Annotated in this window: 12 protein-coding genes and 1 other annotated feature; of the genes, 9 read left to right on the forward strand and 3 right to left on the reverse strand. The window is 45.8% G+C overall.

Annotation, left to right across the window (positions count from 1 at the left end; all coding sequences use genetic code 11):
• Window positions 1-64: 64 nt before the first annotated feature.
• Both H7T88_RS11855 and H7T88_RS11860 read left to right on the forward strand, forming a co-directional pair.
• Complete coding sequence (locus tag H7T88_RS11855; protein WP_221788588.1) at window positions 65-1,555, forward strand: glycoside hydrolase family 32 protein; 1,491 nt, start codon at window positions 65-67, stop codon at window positions 1,553-1,555.
• A 26-nt stretch (window positions 1,556-1,581) separates the two neighbouring features.
• Entirely contained in the window at window positions 1,582-3,570 is a 1,989-nt protein-coding gene (locus H7T88_RS11860) for a sucrose-specific PTS transporter subunit IIBC (RefSeq protein WP_221788590.1), read from the forward strand.
• Between the two features lie 161 nt (window positions 3,571-3,731).
• Here the strand turns inward: H7T88_RS11860 and H7T88_RS11865 are convergent, their stop codons facing one another.
• Both H7T88_RS11865 and H7T88_RS11870 read right to left on the reverse strand, forming a co-directional pair.
• Complete coding sequence (locus H7T88_RS11865) at window positions 3,732-4,631, reverse strand: manganese catalase family protein (RefSeq protein WP_090924024.1); 900 nt, start codon at window positions 4,629-4,631, stop codon at window positions 3,732-3,734.
• Window positions 4,632-4,689: 58 nt separating this feature from the next.
• Window positions 4,690-6,417: a cellulase family glycosylhydrolase gene (locus tag H7T88_RS11870; RefSeq protein WP_423246132.1), complete on the reverse strand. Its 1,728-nt coding sequence runs from the start codon at window positions 6,415-6,417 to the stop codon at window positions 4,690-4,692.
• 211 nt (window positions 6,418-6,628) lie between these two features.
• On the opposite strand from H7T88_RS11870, the gene H7T88_RS11875 reads away from it, so the two are divergent.
• The 4 genes from H7T88_RS11875 to H7T88_RS11890 all read left to right on the forward strand — a co-directional run bounded on the left by H7T88_RS11875 (window position 6,629) and on the right by H7T88_RS11890 (window position 12,453).
• Entirely contained in the window at window positions 6,629-7,459 is an 831-nt protein-coding gene (locus H7T88_RS11875) for an amidohydrolase family protein (protein WP_260510863.1), read from the forward strand.
• 289 nt (window positions 7,460-7,748) lie between these two features.
• Complete coding sequence (locus tag H7T88_RS11880; protein WP_221788594.1) at window positions 7,749-9,191, forward strand: 6-phospho-beta-glucosidase; 1,443 nt, start codon at window positions 7,749-7,751, stop codon at window positions 9,189-9,191.
• Between the two features lie 295 nt (window positions 9,192-9,486).
• On the forward strand, window positions 9,487-10,317 hold the full coding sequence (licT, locus tag H7T88_RS11885; RefSeq protein ID WP_090924027.1) for a BglG family transcription antiterminator LicT: 831 nt from the start codon (window positions 9,487-9,489) through the stop codon (window positions 10,315-10,317).
• A gap of 210 nt (window positions 10,318-10,527) precedes the next feature.
• Window positions 10,528-12,453, forward strand: coding sequence for a beta-glucoside-specific PTS transporter subunit IIABC (locus tag H7T88_RS11890; RefSeq protein ID WP_221788596.1), 1,926 nt, complete (start codon window positions 10,528-10,530; stop codon window positions 12,451-12,453).
• Window positions 12,454-12,605: 152 nt separating this feature from the next.
• On the opposite strand, the gene H7T88_RS11895 is transcribed toward H7T88_RS11890, so the two are convergent.
• Window positions 12,606-13,193: a biotin transporter BioY gene (locus H7T88_RS11895; protein WP_221788598.1), complete on the reverse strand. Its 588-nt coding sequence runs from the start codon at window positions 13,191-13,193 to the stop codon at window positions 12,606-12,608.
• Between the two features lie 113 nt (window positions 13,194-13,306).
• Between H7T88_RS11895 and H7T88_RS11900 the strand changes: the two genes are divergently transcribed.
• The 3 genes from H7T88_RS11900 (at window position 13,307) to H7T88_RS11910 (ending at window position 16,413) form a co-directional block, all read left to right on the forward strand.
• The gene (locus H7T88_RS11900; protein WP_221788600.1) at window positions 13,307-14,164 is read left to right on the forward strand and encodes an energy-coupling factor ABC transporter ATP-binding protein; all 858 of its coding nucleotides are present in this window, start codon (window positions 13,307-13,309) and stop codon (window positions 14,162-14,164) included.
• Window positions 14,161-15,969 carry an ATP-binding cassette domain-containing protein gene (locus tag H7T88_RS11905; RefSeq protein ID WP_312027615.1) on the forward strand — a complete coding sequence of 603 codons (1,809 nt, stop codon included), beginning with the start codon at window positions 14,161-14,163 and terminating at the stop codon, window positions 15,967-15,969. Before H7T88_RS11900 ends, H7T88_RS11905 begins: the two co-directional genes overlap by 4 nt.
• Before the next feature lie 144 nt (window positions 15,970-16,113).
• The gene (locus tag H7T88_RS11910) at window positions 16,114-16,413 is read left to right on the forward strand and encodes a hypothetical protein (protein ID WP_154958700.1); all 300 of its coding nucleotides are present in this window, start codon (window positions 16,114-16,116) and stop codon (window positions 16,411-16,413) included.
• 157 nt (window positions 16,414-16,570) lie between these two features.
• Window positions 16,571-16,866, forward strand: a binding site (T-box leader).
• The last annotated feature ends 132 nt before the right edge of the window (window positions 16,867-16,998 follow it).

Below are 16,998 nucleotides of genomic sequence, written 5' to 3' on the forward strand. Positions count from 1 at the left end.
GGAACCGGTTCCTCTAAAAGTTGAACTTCTGATTTTGCATCATGATTGGAGATTGATATGACGTATGAAAATGACAAGAGAGCAGCTCTATCGGCGGATTGAGCAAGCTGAACCGGGAGAGATTGCCGCACTGGAAGCTAAGATCGCTGCATGTCCATGGAGACAGGGTTACCATATTCAGCCCGTAACCGGTTTGCTTAACGATCCGAACGGATTTTCCTTTTATGAAGGTTACTACCATCTATTTTATCAATGGTTCCCTCTTGGAACAGAGCACGGCATGAAATACTGGTATCATACCCGTTCGAAAAATTTGGTGACTTGGGAGAATGTTGGTATTGCGATTGAACCCGGAACTCCTTATGACTCTCATGGAGCGTATTCCGGAAGTGCGATTGAAAAAGATGGCAAGTTAAACCTGATCTATACAGGCAATACGCGAGATGAGAATTGGATAAGACATCCGTTTCAGTGCTTGGCGTTCATGGATGAGCAGAATGTAATCACAAAATTCGAGCATCCTGTCATTTCTGACGTACCGACTGGATATACCGAGCATTTCCGAGATCCGAAGGTGTGGCTGCACGAAGATGTCTATTATGGTGTCATTGGAGCCCAGCGTACGGATGAGACAGGATGCACGGTACTGTATTGCTCGGAAGATTTGAAACATTGGCAGTTTCTTGGTGAGATCGGCACAACATTGTCTTCCTTCGGTTACATGTGGGAATGCCCCGACTATCTGGAGCTGGAAGGCCAAGGAGTACTCATCTTCTCACCACAAGGCATTCCGGCCGAATCAGACCGATACCAAAACATCTATCAATCGGGATACCTCATTGGTGAACCACTGAACCTGGAGACGAGAGAATTCACACATGGGGAGTTTGAGGAACTGGATCGTGGATTTGACTTTTATGCGCCGCAAACGATGCATTCCCCAGACGGAAGACGAATCATGGTTGCATGGATGGGACTTCCTGATCTGGCGTATCCCACAGATGACAGTGGCTGGGCCCATTGTTTAACGATTCCACGGCAATTATCGATTCAAGGCGGCAAGCTTATTCAGCAACCCGTTCCTGAAATGGCTCAGCTGCGCAAGGATCAGCAAGGTATTCGGATTCAGGACTCGCTTAGCAATGAAAGCCGATCCTTTGCAGGCTTTAATGGTATCGCTTACGAACTCCAATGTGAGATTAGCCAGAACGATGCAGACCTTGTGGGCATTGAGTTCCGGGCGAGCGATACGGAGAAAACGGTCATTCAGTATGATCGCCTTCAGCGCAAACTTATATTGGATCGCAGTCAGTCTGGTGCGGCACTATCCGAAGCGAGTGGTACCATTCGCACCTGTACTTTAAATGAAGATATAGATGTAGATGCTGTTATTAAGCTGCATATGTTCGTGGATTCGTCCTCGGTTGAGATATTTGTCAACGATGGACAGGAAGTCTTCACTAGCCGAATCTTCCCAAGCCGGGACAGTACGGATATTCGATTTTTTGCACACGGAGGCAAGGCGGATTTCAGAGCGGTTATGTGGAATGTTTAGATTGAATGAGAGAGGGATGAGACAACATGTCGGATAATCAGCGTATTGCTAAAGAGGTCATCCAGGCTGTCGGGGGAAAAGACAATATCGCCTCCTTTGCACATTGTGCAACGCGGCTTCGCATCATGGTGAAGGATAAAGAGCAGATTGATCAGAAACAAGTTGAGAATATTGACAAGGTGAAGGGTGCCTTTTTCAACTCGGGCCAATATCAGATTATTTTCGGCACAGGTACGGTCAACCGAATTTTTGAAGAGGTTGAGAAGCAGGGGATTGAAGGGACATCGAAAGAAGATGTGAAGAGTCAGGGGAAAAAGGAAGGCAATGCATTCCAGCGGGCTATTCGCACATTTGGTGATGTCTTTGTTCCGATTATTCCTGTACTGGTAGCGACAGGGCTATTCATGGGTCTGCGCGGTCTGCTTACGCAAAATGAAATTCTGGCATGGTTCGGCGCAACGCCTGATGACATATCGCCAAACTTTTTGCTGTTCACGCAGATTCTAACGGATACGGCTTTTGCATTTCTGCCTGCACTTGTTGCCTGGTCTGCATTCCGCGTATTCGGCGGGAGCCCCGTGCTCGGGATTGTACTTGGTCTGATGCTGGTGAATCCAGCGCTGCCGAATGCTTATGCTGTAGCCGATGGCTCGGCGCAACCCTTGCATATGTTCGGGTTTATCCCCGTCGTAGGGTATCAGGGATCGGTACTGCCTGCCTTTTTTGTAGGTTTACTCGGTGCAAAGTTTGAAAAAGTACTGCGTAGACGTGTGCCTGAGGCACTGGATTTGATTTTGACTCCATTCATTACGCTAACGGTGATGATTACACTTGGACTATTCGCTATTGGTCCTGTATTTCACTCACTTGAAGAGTGGGTTCTACATGGAACAACGGCTGTACTCGATCTGCCTTACGGAATCGCAGGCATTATTATCGGTTTCTTCCATCAGATCATTGTGGTTACGGGTGTACATCATATCTTTAACTTTCTGGAGATTCAATTGCTTGAAAAAACGGGCTTCAATCCGTTTAACGCGATTATTACATGTGCAATGGCTGCACAAGGAGCGGCATGTCTTGCGGTGGGTCTGAAAACTAAAAATATGAAGCTCAAAGCACTCGCGCTTCCTTCATCGTTATCTGCATTCCTTGGTATCACTGAACCCGCCATCTTTGGTGTGAATCTGCGTTATATGAAACCATTTGTAATGGGCCTGATCGGGGGAGCCGTTGGTGGTTTCATCGCTTCACTCTTTCATCTGCAAGGTACGGGTATGGCAGTAACGGTAATTCCCGGGACACTGCTATATCTGAATAGTCAATTGCCTTTGTACATTGTGTCCAACGTAACGGCAATGGCGATTGCTTTTGCACTGACATGGTTCTTTGGTTATAAAGATCAATCTGTTGAGACAACTTCCGACACTGGTTCGAAAAATATGGAATCAACGACTGAGTCATCCGCATCGAACGTAACTTCATCTACTTCTACATCGGTAACGGAATCGGTCAACACCGCATCTCGTCCCAAAGTGAAACTACTTGAGATTGCATCCCCGATCCATGGTACACTCGTTGAACTGGAGCAGGTACCTGATCCGGCATTTGCGGAAAAACATATGGGAGAGGGCTTCGCCATCGAGCCTTCCGAAGGCAAAGTATATGCTCCGTTTGATGGCGTTGTTGCCCATGTCATGGATAAGAGTAAACATGCGGTTATTTTAGAGCACGAGACAGGAGTTCAACTGCTGGTTCATATCGGTATCAATACCGTCGGTCTGAAAGGAAAAGGCTTTGTTACTCATGTGAAAAGCGGGGATTCCGTACTTGCTGGACAACTACTCATTGAATTTGATATGGATATCATCGAGGAGGCTGGACTGCCGTTGATTACTCCTGTGCTGATCCCGAGCGGGAATGAGTTTATTGCTTCTGTGAGAGCGATAACAAGTGGTATCGTGCAGGCGAATGAGAAAAAGGTACTGACGGTGGAGTTTACGGAGCCGCAATAAGTAAATGTCTCGGATAGCAGCTTAACCGTTATATTACCATGAGAACATTCTCGGATGAATATATAATAAGAATTGTATTCAGTTTTATAAGAAAAGAATTACAAAAATCAAGGGAAACCGGTTGGAGACATCCTCCACGGGTTTCCCTTTTTCTAATGTTATTACAGTCCGGCATTCCGTTTAAGTCGTTCAGCAATCTGAAGAAAGTCCTCCGGTGATATTCCAGGAGCAAATTCTTCCGGTAGATCAGGAAGCTCGGGAATGGGCCCTCCGTAACCCGGTAAACCTGCAAAGGCCTCCAGTTTACCTCCGTCGGTAGGATGCACACCCTTCCATATCTGGGCAATCTGCTGATAATCCTTGTCACTGAACGTGTACAATCGTCTTTGTTCACCCATCGCTTCCCATTTGCGGGTGGTCTCAAACGCTTTGTTGTCAAGAGAGGGGATGGGAATCAGCTTCGTCACATCAACCCCGGTCGCAATCTCCAGCGCTTTGGCGTATGCCAGAATGTGCACACCGCCCCGGACAAGCAGATAACCTGTCATCTCACGAGCCGTATTGTTGTCGGTCATTTCGTACACTCTCATTTTGTGTGTTCTTGCACCACATTCCAAAAAGAAATTATGCAGCAGATCCAAAATCAAGTTACCACTGCTAAAAACATACGAGCCATTCCAAGGTCTTCCCATGGAATCATAGGGCAGTGCCGTCTGCGCGGATTCAATAAAATGCGAAGTCATACGTAAATCCTTAGCTATGCGAAGCGGTGTGGAGTCTGGTTCGCCAGGTGACGTTGAACCTTCAAGCATCAAATTAATCGTGTTCGCGACAAGTTCGACATGACCGAATTCTTCTGCTGTAATACTGGCAACAATGTCATAGAAGGGACGTAGCTTGGATCTGCCTCTGAAGTTAAACGACTGATACATGTAATTGTTCAGCGTTGACATCTCGCCATATTTTCCACCGAGCAATTCCTGTACGGCACTGGCTCCGTTGGGGTCGGGATTATTCGATATAGGCAATTCAATGGCAAGACGATCTACACGTTTAAACATGTCAATTCCTCCTCAATCCTCATTACAATCAAGGTATGAAGGTTGACTTGTACGTTATTCAATCTAATGTTGCGCCCTCTACGATGGAGCCTTTTTTCGTAAGGGTATATTCAATGACAGTACCACTCCAGAAATGGAACTTGAGCTGGATTTCGCCATCTTTGGTTTCGTTAAAAAAGTTGGGTTTCAGTTCAATGACGTTACGATCATAATCCGGGCTAAACGTATAGGCGAATTCCTTAAATGACGTCCAATTCTGAGGGCCGGCATTTTCTCCATTGGCATAGGTCGCTTCCATCGTTGCGAGCTGATCGCCACCAAATGTGACAGGAATAGCGAAAGCACTGGTTGTACCCTGCGCGTCATTTAAAACAGGTGTGTTGTATTGAATAATATTCAACGTCCAGTCTGCACCTGCACTGAACCCGGCTGTCAGTGTGGCATTTACCCCCAGCTTGCTTTCAGCGGTTAATCGGGTTAGCAGGCTTGATTTTAAAGTGAGTACACCGTTTCGAATCGAGTAATCTTTACCTCGTAGAAGTGCAGTTGAGCCATTCTTCAGAGAAAAGAAGCGATTTCCATTCAAATGGAGATTAATTTTCACCTCCTGAACGGGTTCATGTTGTTTTAGATAAACCTGATCGGTCTCTGCGGTGGAGGAACGTCCATTCCAGCTCGCCCGGATCATATCAAACAGTTGTTGATCTGACCAAGTATAGCTAGTGCGTCCAAAATGTTGTCCGTTGTCCCAAAGCATGGTGGTCATCTGTTTTTGCCGGGAATAATGTCCAACGAATTCAAAAAACTTTAATTTTTCACCTTGTTCAATCACACCTGTATGCTGGTCAAATCCGAGCAAACCGTACTCACCGATGATGACTGGAATACCTTTGGCTGTAAAGGCATCGTGCACACGGTCGAACGTGTCGGTAACGTCCTTTTGTACTTCGTCGTTGAATTTGGTAAATCCCGCAATGTTCACGCTGAAAGGCCAGAACCCGTAATAATGTACGGTAGCGATGAGATTAGGATCATCCAGCTTTTGAATCGTCCGACTCAACGCATCCAGATCAGGCTGAGCCGATGAAGTATGCATAGTGGGTAATACAAGTGGACGGGTATCATTGTTACCGCCGGACGATCTTACGATATGATGAAAAGAAGTATTTAACGTATCCAGCATGCGGTATCCGGTATCTGCATTCGTAGTGCCACCTTCGGTGAAGCGGGGTTCATTGACACTCTCGAACATCAGTTTCTCGGGTGCATCCTTGAACTTGTTTGCAATCTGCGTCCAAATGGCATTGTAACGCGCAAGAACGTGATCATAGTCTTTCTCCATGGTGCTGATCCAGCGCCAGGAATCATGATGCAGATTGATCATGACATAGAGGTCGGCATCAAGCGCCCAGCCTACGACCTCCTGAACCCGATTTATGTAAGACGCGTCAATGTTGTAATCCGGTTTGTCACCGATGTGCGCTTCCCAGGTAACGGGTATACGAATGCTTTTGTACCCTTGATCGGCAATCGATTGTATCAGCTCTTTCGTAATGCGCGGGTTGCCCCAAGCCGTCTCATCATCCCCGACTGCATCCAGCGAGTTACCCAGATTCCAGCCTGGTTCCATTGCATTAACATAAGTTTGCATTTTACTTACGGGGGCTGGTTTACTGTCGGGTTCGTGGGAGCTTGTTGCAGCAGAGGCCATGGCCGTGGAGAACATAGACAGAACCAAGGCGGCAACAACGGTGATCGAGAGGATGGACTTTCGTTTTTTTGGCATCAATAACATCTCCTTTTTTAAAATCAAGATGATGAACCTAAAATACTGAAAGCGTTTTCTGAACAGTAAATATATCACAGTTAACAGGAAGGAAATACCATTACAATTGGAATAAAATTCATTCGATAATTAGTGCTTATCTGCTGCATTTGATTTATATTTATATGAATGTAGTACACTGAACTAACGTGGACAATACAGGAGGGCACTTATGATGAAACTCGATGCACATCAACATTTTTGGAATTATAACATTCGTGATTATGGATGGATCGGTGAAGAGATGAGTGTGCTTCAGCGTTCATTTCTGCCAGAAGACCTAGAGCCAATACTTACGGATTCCGGCGTCTCGGGCTGTGTAGCTGTTCAAGCGCGCCAAACTCTTGAAGAAACCGAGTGGCTTCTCGAACTTGCGGACAAGCATGGTTTCATTAAAGGCGTAGTTGGCTGGGTAGATCTACGCTCTGAGGAAGCCTCATCTCAACTGGAAAAGTTTGCGGCTAACCCGTGGCTGAAGGGGGTTCGTCATGTCATTCAGGACGAGCCTGATGTAAAGTTCGTGTTGCGTGAGGACTTCCAACGAGGCATTGCCCTACTGGAACAGCACGATCTAGCCTACGATTTGCTCGTATCGAAGGAGCAACTTCCTTATGCGGTAGAATTGGTTCAAAAGTTCCCACAGCAGCGCTTTGTCATTGACCATCTGGCTAAACCGGACATTAAGGCTGGAATCGGTTCGCCTTGGAAGGAAACCATGGAAGCGATTGCGGCATATCCAAATGTCTATTGCAAATTGTCTGGCATGGTCACCGAAGCGGATTGGAACCAGTGGACACAGGAAGACTTTGCGCCTTATATAAATACCGTGCTTCAAGCCTTTGGACCAAAGCGAGTGATGTATGGATCAGACTGGCCGGTATGTACCGTAGCTGGTACATACGCACAGGTCTTCAATCTGTTGCAAACGCATGTTCAGAGCTTGCCAGAAGCGGAGCGGCAGCTGATTTTTGGTGATAACTGTGCTACATTTTACAAATTATAAGCATTTGAGAAACGGGGCTGACATAAAAAAGTAAACCTTTGATGAGCCAACAGATATGTCTAATTAAAATGCGCGCGTTGACATATTTCCTGTTTCTTGGTAATGTTTTATCTAATCCGCATAATGTTTTCTGGGAATGTTACCGAATACGGGCATAACCTGAGCTGGCTTGTGATACACGCAATCGTGTATACAGGCTGGTTCGGGTTTTTTCTATTTTCCAAGTGGCAGATCTGGAGGGCAGAAAAGGGGCGGATCATGGAGTTACATATTTGAAAGGAGAATAAAAATGACAACATTTAAATTTCCTGAAAACTTTCTGTGGGGGGGAGCGATTGCGGCCAATCAGGCAGAGGGAGCATACCTTGAAGGTGGTAAAGGGCTGAGCATCGTTGACCTGTTGCCAACGGGAGAAAACCGTAGAAGCATTATGAAAGGCAACGTTCCAGCGTTTACACCGCTCGCTAGCGAGTTTTACCCATCACATGAAGCGATTGATTTCTATCATAGATACCCGCAAGATATTGCTCTTTTTGCCGAAATGGGGTTCAAAGCATTACGTGTATCGATCGCCTGGGCACGGATTTTCCCGACAGGTGAGGACGCAGAGCCGAATGAAGCGGGTTTACAATTTTACGATGATCTGTTCGATGAACTTTTGAAACATGGCATCGAGCCGGTGGTTACGCTTGCTCACTTCGATGTGCCTGTACATCTGATTGAGAAATATGGCAGCTGGAGAAGTCGCAAACTGGTGGATTTGTTTGAGAACTACGCCAAAACGGTATTTACTCGTTACAAAGACAAGGTGAAATACTGGATGACGTTCAACGAGATCAACATGTTGCTTCATCTTCCTTTTCTTGGTGCTGGACTGGCGTTTAATGAAGGTGACAACATTAAAGAAATTCAGTACCAGGCTGCACATCACCAACTCGTTGCGAGTGCACTTGCCGTTAAAGCTTGCCACAAGATCATTCCTGATGCCATGATTGGCTGCATGCTCGCAGCAGGTAGCTTCTACCCGTACACATGTAACCCGGAAGATGTATTCCAGGGGATGGAGAAGGACAGAGAGTCCTATTTCTTCATTGACGTGCAATCACGCGGGGAGTACCCGGGTTATGCCAAACGTTTCTTCAAGGATCACAATTTGAACATTGTGATGGAGCCGCAGGATGCAGACATTTTGCGAAATCACACGGTAGACTATATCGGCTTCAGCTATTATTCAAGTCGGACAACCAGTACTGACCCAGAAGTGAACAAAAATATGACCAGTGGCAACGTGTTCGGTTCCATAGCGAATCCATACTTGGCCAAATCGGAATGGGGATGGACGGTTGATCCCAAAGGTTTCCGTATTACGGCAAATCAGCTACATGACCGTTATCAGAAGCCGCTGTTTGTGGTGGAAAATGGCTTTGGTGCACATGATGAGGTGAATGCTGAGGGTGAAATCGATGACTCGTACCGAATTGATTATTTGAAACGCCATGTAGCTGAGATGGGTGAAGCCATTCAGGATGGATGTAACATCATCGGTTATACCAGCTGGGGGCCTATCGATATCGTCAGTGCCTCTTCTGGGGAGATGAGAAAACGTTACGGTTACATCTATGTGGATCGTGACAATGAAGGTAAGGGCGAATTGACTCGGATCAAAAAGAAAAGCTTCGAATGGTATAAAAATGTCATTGCGTCTGGCGGTACAGACCTGGGAGACAATTAATCTCATTGTTTTTTAAAACAGCTGTCTCCAAGGATGAGGAAGTTGCAGGATACATGCAACTTCCTCATGTCTGACCGTTGAAAGCGTTGACATATAACGCAGTTCACGCTATACTTGACGCAAATATATCGTTACTGGGATTGTTACTACATCACACGCGTAGGCAAAACCTGAGCACCAAAAAAAGCAGACCGCCACGTCTTGTTTATTTTGTGATGCTCCAGGTTTTTTTTGCATGCCAATAACTTGGATATATCTTGGCGACTAGAGAGTGGAACGTGACGGGGGGATTGAAGTGAAAATAGCAAAGGTTATCAACAATAACGTCATTAGCATCTATCAGGCCGACGGGGCAGAGCTTGTGGTGATGGGACGTGGGATTGCCTTTAAGAAGAAGCCGGGAGATAAAGTAGACGAGACCCGCATTCAAAAAGTATTTGCCTTGAAAAATAAACAGACATCCGATAATTTCAAAACATTGCTGCGCGAAGTTCCGATGGAACTTGTTGAGATTGTGGAGGAAATGATTGCCCATGCGCGTGACAATTTGGGGAGGAAATTGAACGAGAACATCTATGTCTCGCTTACAGATCATATTCATTTTGCCATCGAGCGTTATCATGAGGGAATCGAAATTAAAAATGCCTTGATGTGGGAGATCAAGCAATTGTACAAAGCGGAATTCGGGTTGGGACTTCGCATGCTGGAGCAGATCAATAGTAGGATGAATATCGAGCTACCACCAGATGAAGCGGCTTTTATTGCGCTACATATTGTGAATGCGGAAATGAACGAAGAAGTGATTACGACGATGAATATTACGAAGTTTATCCAGCAGATTATTAATATCGCCAAGTATCATTTCAAAATGGAGTTTGATGAGGAGTCTCTCAGCTACTTCCGTTTTATCACTCATCTGAAGTTTTTCTCCCAGCGAGTGCTTAGTGGGACGCATTATGACAACAATTATGATCATTTTTACGACATGATTAAGGAGAAACATCCCGAAGCAGCAGCATGTGTAGAGAAAATCGCATTGTTTGTCAAAAAAGAATATGATCATGAACTCACCAATGAGGAAAAGTTATATCTTACGGTACACATCGAACGTGTTGTGAACCGTTAACATTTTAATTATTGACATAAATGGGTATATTATAATATTATGTTTGTAACAGGAATTGAATACGATTTAACTGGGATTGTTACTGGTTATGCAGGCAAAACCTAAGTCATGTGTATTTCGGCATTTTATGTCCATTTACGCAAGGCTTAGGTTTTTTGTGTGCAAAAAAATCGGTAAAAAGCCTGTTAGACTAAACGTAGGGGGCATATCATGAGTCAAGAGAAATTGGCTAGAGAGATTGTTGAACGGGTTGGCGGTGAGAAAAACGTACAATCACTGGTACACTGTGCAACTCGGTTGCGGTTTGTATTGAAGGATGACTCCAAGGCTGACAAAGCAGGTTTGGAGAGAACAGAAGGTGTCATTGCCGTTAAGGAGAACGGTGGACAATTCCAGGTTGTCGTGGGGAACAAGGTTCCTGAAGTCTACCAGGCGATTGGTCAAATCAGCAATATTTTGGATGATTCATCGAGTAAAGAAAAAAGCAGCAAAAAGGTTAAAGGGTTAGGCGGTATCATTGACGTCATCTCCAGCATCTTCGCACCGCTCCTTGGTGTAATGGCGGGAGCCGGTATTTTAAAAGGGCTGTTGCTGATTGCCAACAATGTCGGTTGGCTTGAAAAGACAGACACGACCTATATCATTCTGTATGCTGCAGCAGATAGTTTGTTCTACTTCTTGCCGTTGCTGTTAGCGGTTACAACAGCACGTAAGTTCCAAGGTAATGCATTTGTTGCATTGACCATAGCAGGTGCATTGATCTATCCAACGATTATTCAGTTGAAAACGGACGGAACGCCAACAGACTTTTTCGGTATTCCCGTAGTCCTGATGAGTTATGCTTCGACTGTTATTCCTATTATTCTAGCCGTTATTGTGATGAGCAAGCTGGAGAAATTCTTCAACAAGCTTCTTCATGAAAGTCTCAAAAACTTTATTACACCGCTATTTTTGCTTGTTATTATGGTGCCGCTCACACTGCTTGTCTTCGGACCATTCGGTGTATATGTCGGTAACGGCATTGCATCCGCGATGGTGGCTGCATTCGGATTCAGCCCGCTACTTGCCGGAGCGGTAATGGGTGCAAGCTGGCAACTGCTCGTGATCTTCGGTGTACACTGGGGTCTGGTGCCTGTATTTATTAATAACATTGCCGTACACGGTCAGGACGGTGTGAAGCCAGCAGCGACAGCTTCTGTCTTTGCTCAAACGGGTGCAGCATTTGGTGTCATGCTCAAAACAAAAAATAAAAAATTGAAAACACTCGCTGGTTCTTCAACACTTACAGCTCTGTTCGGGATTACAGAACCGGCCATTTACGGTGTAACGTTGCCGCTAAAACGTCCGTTTATTGCAGGGGTTATCGGTGGTGCCGTCGGTGGTGCCATTATCGGTCAGGCAGGTACGCAGGCTTTTGCTTCCGGTGCGCCTGGATTGCTGACTTTACCAATCTTTTACGGACCGGGTGGTCAAGGTTTTCCAGGCTTGATTATGGGTATCGTCGCATCTTTCATTGTTTCCGCAGTATTAACGTATATCATGGGCTTCAAAGACCCTGTCGATGATGAAGAGACAAAGGCAGAATCCGTACCATCCGCTGTAGCAGCGGCTACACCTAGTAAAGATGCTTCTTCGAAGTCATCTGCTCAGGCTACAGCTACTTCCGATCAAGAGGTATTAAGCCCGATTGAAGGTAAAATTGTTGATTTGGCCGAGGTTCCAGATCCGGCGTTTGCTTCAGGCGCAATGGGTAAAGGGATTGCAATCGAGCCGTCAACTGGACGGGTTGTTGCTCCTTTTGATGGAAAGGTAACCGTCGCTTTTAAAAAGAAACATGCGCTTGCTGTGGTTTCGGATTCCGGTGCGGAGATTCTGGTACATGTGGGTGTGGATACCGTTAAACTTGATGGACAGCATTTTATCTCTTACATCGAGGAAGGCGATAGAGTAAAGGCAGGTGATCTGCTGCTGGAATTCGATATTGAACAAATTAAAGCGGCTGGTTATCATACCGTAACACCAATTATTGTAACGAATTCAGCAGATTACAATGATGTTATCCCGCAAGCTACTGGACAAGTAAGCAATAAGGATATGCTTTTGAAAATTGTCGGAACAGAAGCAAGTAAAGCCTAAGTCTAGCTTAACGATACACATTTCGATGATTCACTAATGGAAGAATTGCAATAATTTATCTTCATATTAAACAAACAACCGCTCAAGAAAAATGTAGCGGTTGTTTGTGGTTCGTTCATAATAAATAGTTGGTTAGGGAAGGAAGCTTGCTGTTAACTTGCTTTTACTACATTAGAGTGCATATGACCTGTCAGCCGCGAAGGCGGATATACGATGCGAACTGGAGCAATGATGATTGTGGCGAAGATGGCTTTGATCAGATCTCCGATAATATAAGGGTAGAAACCTTGAATCATCGCATCCGATAACGACATGCTGAATCGATAAGCCAGCCAAGGAACACCTGTAACATAGATTAACAGGGAACCAAACAACTCAATGATGATAAAAGCAAACAAAAATCCTTTAAATCCCCGGATTTGCACTTTGGAGAGGAATAGACCCATGAGCAATGCGGCAAACGGCCACATCATTACGTATCCCCCGGTTGGTCCCAGTAGTACACCAAGACCGCCTGTACCGTGTAATAGAGGGAAACCAAGTCCTGTAAGAACAACGACAAGGGCTATACTGAGAAAGCCATAGAGTGGCCCGAGCAGTCCACCAGCCAACATTACGGCTAAAGTTTGTAATGTGATGGGTACAGGTGAAAAGCCAAGAGGAATGCTTATGTATCCGAAAATAACGAGAATGGCAGCCATAAGTGCACTAAATACAATGCCTCGCAAAGATAATTTCATGTTTGTACAATCCTTTCGATTTTGATAGAATTATTGTTAACCAAATAAATGAATGTGGTTGACGATTAGGATATTATCATATAATTTCAGAATGTGAAAGGACTAATTTCGAAATGCAAGACAAGTTACCTATCATTTCATTGCTAGATGTCCGTGTTCACTACGCTACTGAAGGCGGTGAAGTTAAAAAGGCACTGGACGGTGTCTCGCTTAATCTCAAAGCGGGAGAGTGGTTAAGTATCGTGGGCGCTAATGGCAGTGGAAAAAGCACGTTAGCCGGATTGCTGCTTGGTTTCATTCCCTTATCCGCTGGAGAGAGAAATGTGCCTGCAAACCTGACCATTCGCGGTGTGTTACAGCAGCCCGATGCACAGGTGCTGGGAGATACGATTGAAGAAGAATTTCATTTTGCTTTATCGCATTTACATATATCGAGCGAAGAGAAAGCTAGACGTAGACAAGAAGCGCTACATCTTGTGGGACTTCACCACCCGCTGGATATGGTGATCGCCCGTTTGTCCGGTGGACAGAAACAGTTACTTAACATTGCTACAGCCCTTGCGGCCAAGCCGGATGTACTGATTATGGATGAACCTGCAGCGATGCTTGATCCTGATGCGAGAGACCGCATAGAACGTATTGTGCAGTCCGTCACGAGGAACGGTACGGCAGTAATCTGGATTACTCACCATCTGGAGGAAGCGACCTTATGTGATCGGATTATGGCTATGAGTAAGGGGAAATGTATCTATGACGGCATACCGGAATCTTTTTTCTATCCAGAGGCTACAGCTATGGAGACATCATCAGATACGAACCCGTATGAAAGGCTTGAATCTCCTTGTGAAAAGGTCGGGCTGGAACCGCCTTTCACAGTGAAGACATGCCTGATCTTGAAACAGCGGGGAAGACTGAAGGGTGTTAACCTCCTCCGGCCTGAGCAGCTTGCGAAGGAGGCTGCGCGTTGGTGATTGCACTTAATAATATATACGTGCGAGTTCATGACGAAACGAAACGAACCTTACTTGATCATATTTCGGTAACAATGAACCGTAGTGAAATCACACTGCTTCTGGGCTGCACTGGCTCTGGCAAGACAACGCTACTGCAGACGATAGCTGGTCTTAAGCAGCCGGATTCCGGGGACATTACGCTTGCAGGAGAGCCGATGTGGCATGACGGCAAGGTACCTAAGTCCGTTTTGTTTCAGATGGGACTTGTGTTCCAGTTTCCAGAGCAACAATTGTTTGCCCGAAATATTAAGCGAGAGCTGTTATATTCCCTTCGCCCTTATCGTTTGAGTGAAGCTGAGCAAGAACAGCGGATCGAAGCAACCTTGGCACACTGGGACCCGCATAGAGGAGATGATGCAGAGCGACGTTTTCACTTGGACAGGTCGCCCTTTGCACTTAGTGGTGGAGAAAAGCGTAGATTAGGACTTGCACTTGGTTATGTGACCCAGCCAGACTGGCTTTTGTTAGATGAACCTAGCGCAGGGCTTGAGGCACAGAGTATCAAGTTGCTGCTTGATTCATTGCATGAGCATCGTGTGGAAGGCGGAGGAGCGGTCATTGCGACGCACGACCTGGATACATTCCTGCCGCATGCAGATCGTGTACTTTTATTAAGGGAAGGGCGCTTGGAAGCAGACATGACGCCGCTGGAACTGTATCAGCATCCGGAGATATTAGTGCAAGCGGGAATCGGTCTGCCTCCATCCATGCGACTAGCGGCACAGCTGAGGGAGGCAGGGATACCGATCAGTTCTCAAGCGATGACCCCAGAAGAGATGGCAGAATCCATTTTACGATCCGGGATGGAGTTGAAGATGAAGGATGCTTCTCTCAACGCGGAGAGTGGCCATGACACCGTTGCGATGACACAAGAGACATGTACAAGGACATCTGGAACGGTTAATTCCAAAGCAGATGGACGTGGGTCTGTTGTTTCTGCCGTAACAGATTCTTTGTTGAACGGTATTGAAAGTACAGTCCCTTCTTCGAGTTCATTCAGTTCTTCCAGCCGTCTGAAAAGCATGATGGACCCGCGTCTGAAATGGATATTGTATATGTTGCTTGTTACAGCGGCGATGCTTCAGCATCATTGGGGAGGACTAACGTTAACTCTGATTCCTGTGGCTGGTGCTTTGGCAATCTTGCCTCGTCAGATGCTGATAGGATGTATCAAGTTGATGAAACCACTTGTTTTGTTTTTTGTTCTTTCTACAGCGTTATCGGGCAGTACCCTGACGACAGGAGAAACCGGGATTCAACTGGGCTTTTCCTTGACTCAGGCCGAGGGAACATTACTTAATCTCTACCGCTTGTTCATCGTAACCCTTGCAAGTCTGTGGTTCTCACTTACGACGCCATATGGACGCATGGTTGAAGGACTGAACTGGGTGCTGGCTTACGGGCGAAAAATCAAGCTACCTGTAGCTTCGTTTGCACTGGCTGTATCCTTGGTTTTTAGATTTATTCCAATGATTTGGAGTGAGTGGCAACGGTTCTCACTGATCGTAAGGGCACGCGGAAAAGCGGCTTTGAAGCCAAATACGGTTCGGGTACGAGATTTAGGACCTATGGTTATTCCTCTGATCATGGCGTTGTTCCAGCGCGCTGAGGACATGACCATTGCGATGGAGATGCGCAAGGTGAGAGAAAACGGCGCGCTTGGCGCTCGTTCCTCACTTCTGTCCTGGAGCAGGCGGGATACCTGGATCAGTATCCTTGGACTGCTTGTGTTTGTTGTGCTGGTATCGTTGCGCCATTGGTAAGTGGCGTAGATGAAGGTGCTGATTTCGCTGTCGTATCAGCAGCAGAAACGTAGTGTTTTCCATTGAAAAAATGCATAAAAACTTCACGTTTCGCTCACCTTAAAGGTGCGTTGATCATCTCAAGACGATCAGGAGGGACGAGTGATGGAAGAGAAGTTTTTGCAGGAAGATAGACGAGAATACACAGACGTGTCCACTGTAGAGTCGCAGCGGAATGACATTACGCTTGAAGAATTTCCGGAGGGTCCTTACGGTTCAACCTTGCTGTCTGAGTCGCTTGGGAAGAGCTCTCCGTGGCGAGCAGATCAGAGAACTGCACACCGTTTTGACTATGAGAACCATGAGTTGCACGAGGGTGAAGAACGGGATTATCCGGGTCAGGATGTCTTTGACGAAACGGTGCCAGATGATGTGCACGAACCTCAATACCCGGGTAAAATGTAATAACGTTTTTTGTCCAATTGAAATCCATATACGCAGCCTTCGGCGTGAACGGTTCGTGCGAGGGCTGTTTTTCATTCTGTCTTATTACATCCAATTCAAGCAAATTTAAAAAATGTGTTTACTTCCGTACTGGAATTTTGATATTATAATCGCAATATCAAATGCAACGACGAGACGAGTAGATAAAAATCATTCTTTCATCAGAGAGCTCCGGTAGCTGAAAAGGAGCAAAGAACCTTTTATCGAATAAAGACTCTGAGCAGCACATCGGAATCGGCTTACGCTGAAGGATGGTGTGACAGGCGCTCCTGTTATAGAGCTAGAGTATAAACGAATGAAGACAGCATCTTTCTAAGATGTGATCTGGTCATCCTTCACATACTTGAAGAGGTGAATATGGCGACATATTTGCGAATCTGGGTGGTACCACGAGTGTTCAATCTCGTCCCTGAGACTTTTGTCTTGGGGATGGGGTTTTTTGGTTTTTCCGGAGCTGGGATTACACGCTTTGGATGGACCTGAATAGTGTGAATGATAGGGTAATCAAGTTTCAAATATCCCATGTACGATGACAGTAACAGATGA

This window comes from Paenibacillus cucumis (ex Kampfer et al. 2016) (assembly GCF_019748695.1).
Lineage (GTDB): Bacteria > Bacillota > Bacilli > Paenibacillales > Paenibacillaceae > Paenibacillus > Paenibacillus polysaccharolyticus.

What these genes read in the sequence shown, in the direction of transcription:
- H7T88_RS11855 (WP_221788588.1), top strand. Translation starts at nt 65, where the DNA reads ATGAAAATGACAAGAGAGCAGCTCTATCGGCGGATTGAGCAAGCTGAA.
- H7T88_RS11860 (WP_221788590.1), top strand. Translation starts at nt 1,582, where the DNA reads ATGTCGGATAATCAGCGTATTGCTAAAGAGGTCATCCAGGCTGTCGGG.
- H7T88_RS11865 (WP_090924024.1), bottom strand. Translation starts at nt 4,631, where the DNA reads ATGTTTAAACGTGTAGATCGTCTTGCCATTGAATTGCCTATATCGAAT.
- H7T88_RS11870 (WP_423246132.1), bottom strand. Translation starts at nt 6,417, where the DNA reads ATGCCAAAAAAACGAAAGTCCATCCTCTCGATCACCGTTGTTGCCGCC.
- H7T88_RS11875 (WP_260510863.1), top strand. Translation starts at nt 6,629, where the DNA reads ATGATGAAACTCGATGCACATCAACATTTTTGGAATTATAACATTCGT.
- H7T88_RS11880 (WP_221788594.1), top strand. Translation starts at nt 7,749, where the DNA reads ATGACAACATTTAAATTTCCTGAAAACTTTCTGTGGGGGGGAGCGATT.
- H7T88_RS11890 (WP_221788596.1), top strand. Translation starts at nt 10,528, where the DNA reads ATGAGTCAAGAGAAATTGGCTAGAGAGATTGTTGAACGGGTTGGCGGT.
- H7T88_RS11895 (WP_221788598.1), bottom strand. Translation starts at nt 13,193, where the DNA reads ATGAAATTATCTTTGCGAGGCATTGTATTTAGTGCACTTATGGCTGCC.
- H7T88_RS11900 (WP_221788600.1), top strand. Translation starts at nt 13,307, where the DNA reads ATGCAAGACAAGTTACCTATCATTTCATTGCTAGATGTCCGTGTTCAC.
- H7T88_RS11910 (WP_154958700.1), top strand. Translation starts at nt 16,114, where the DNA reads ATGGAAGAGAAGTTTTTGCAGGAAGATAGACGAGAATACACAGACGTG.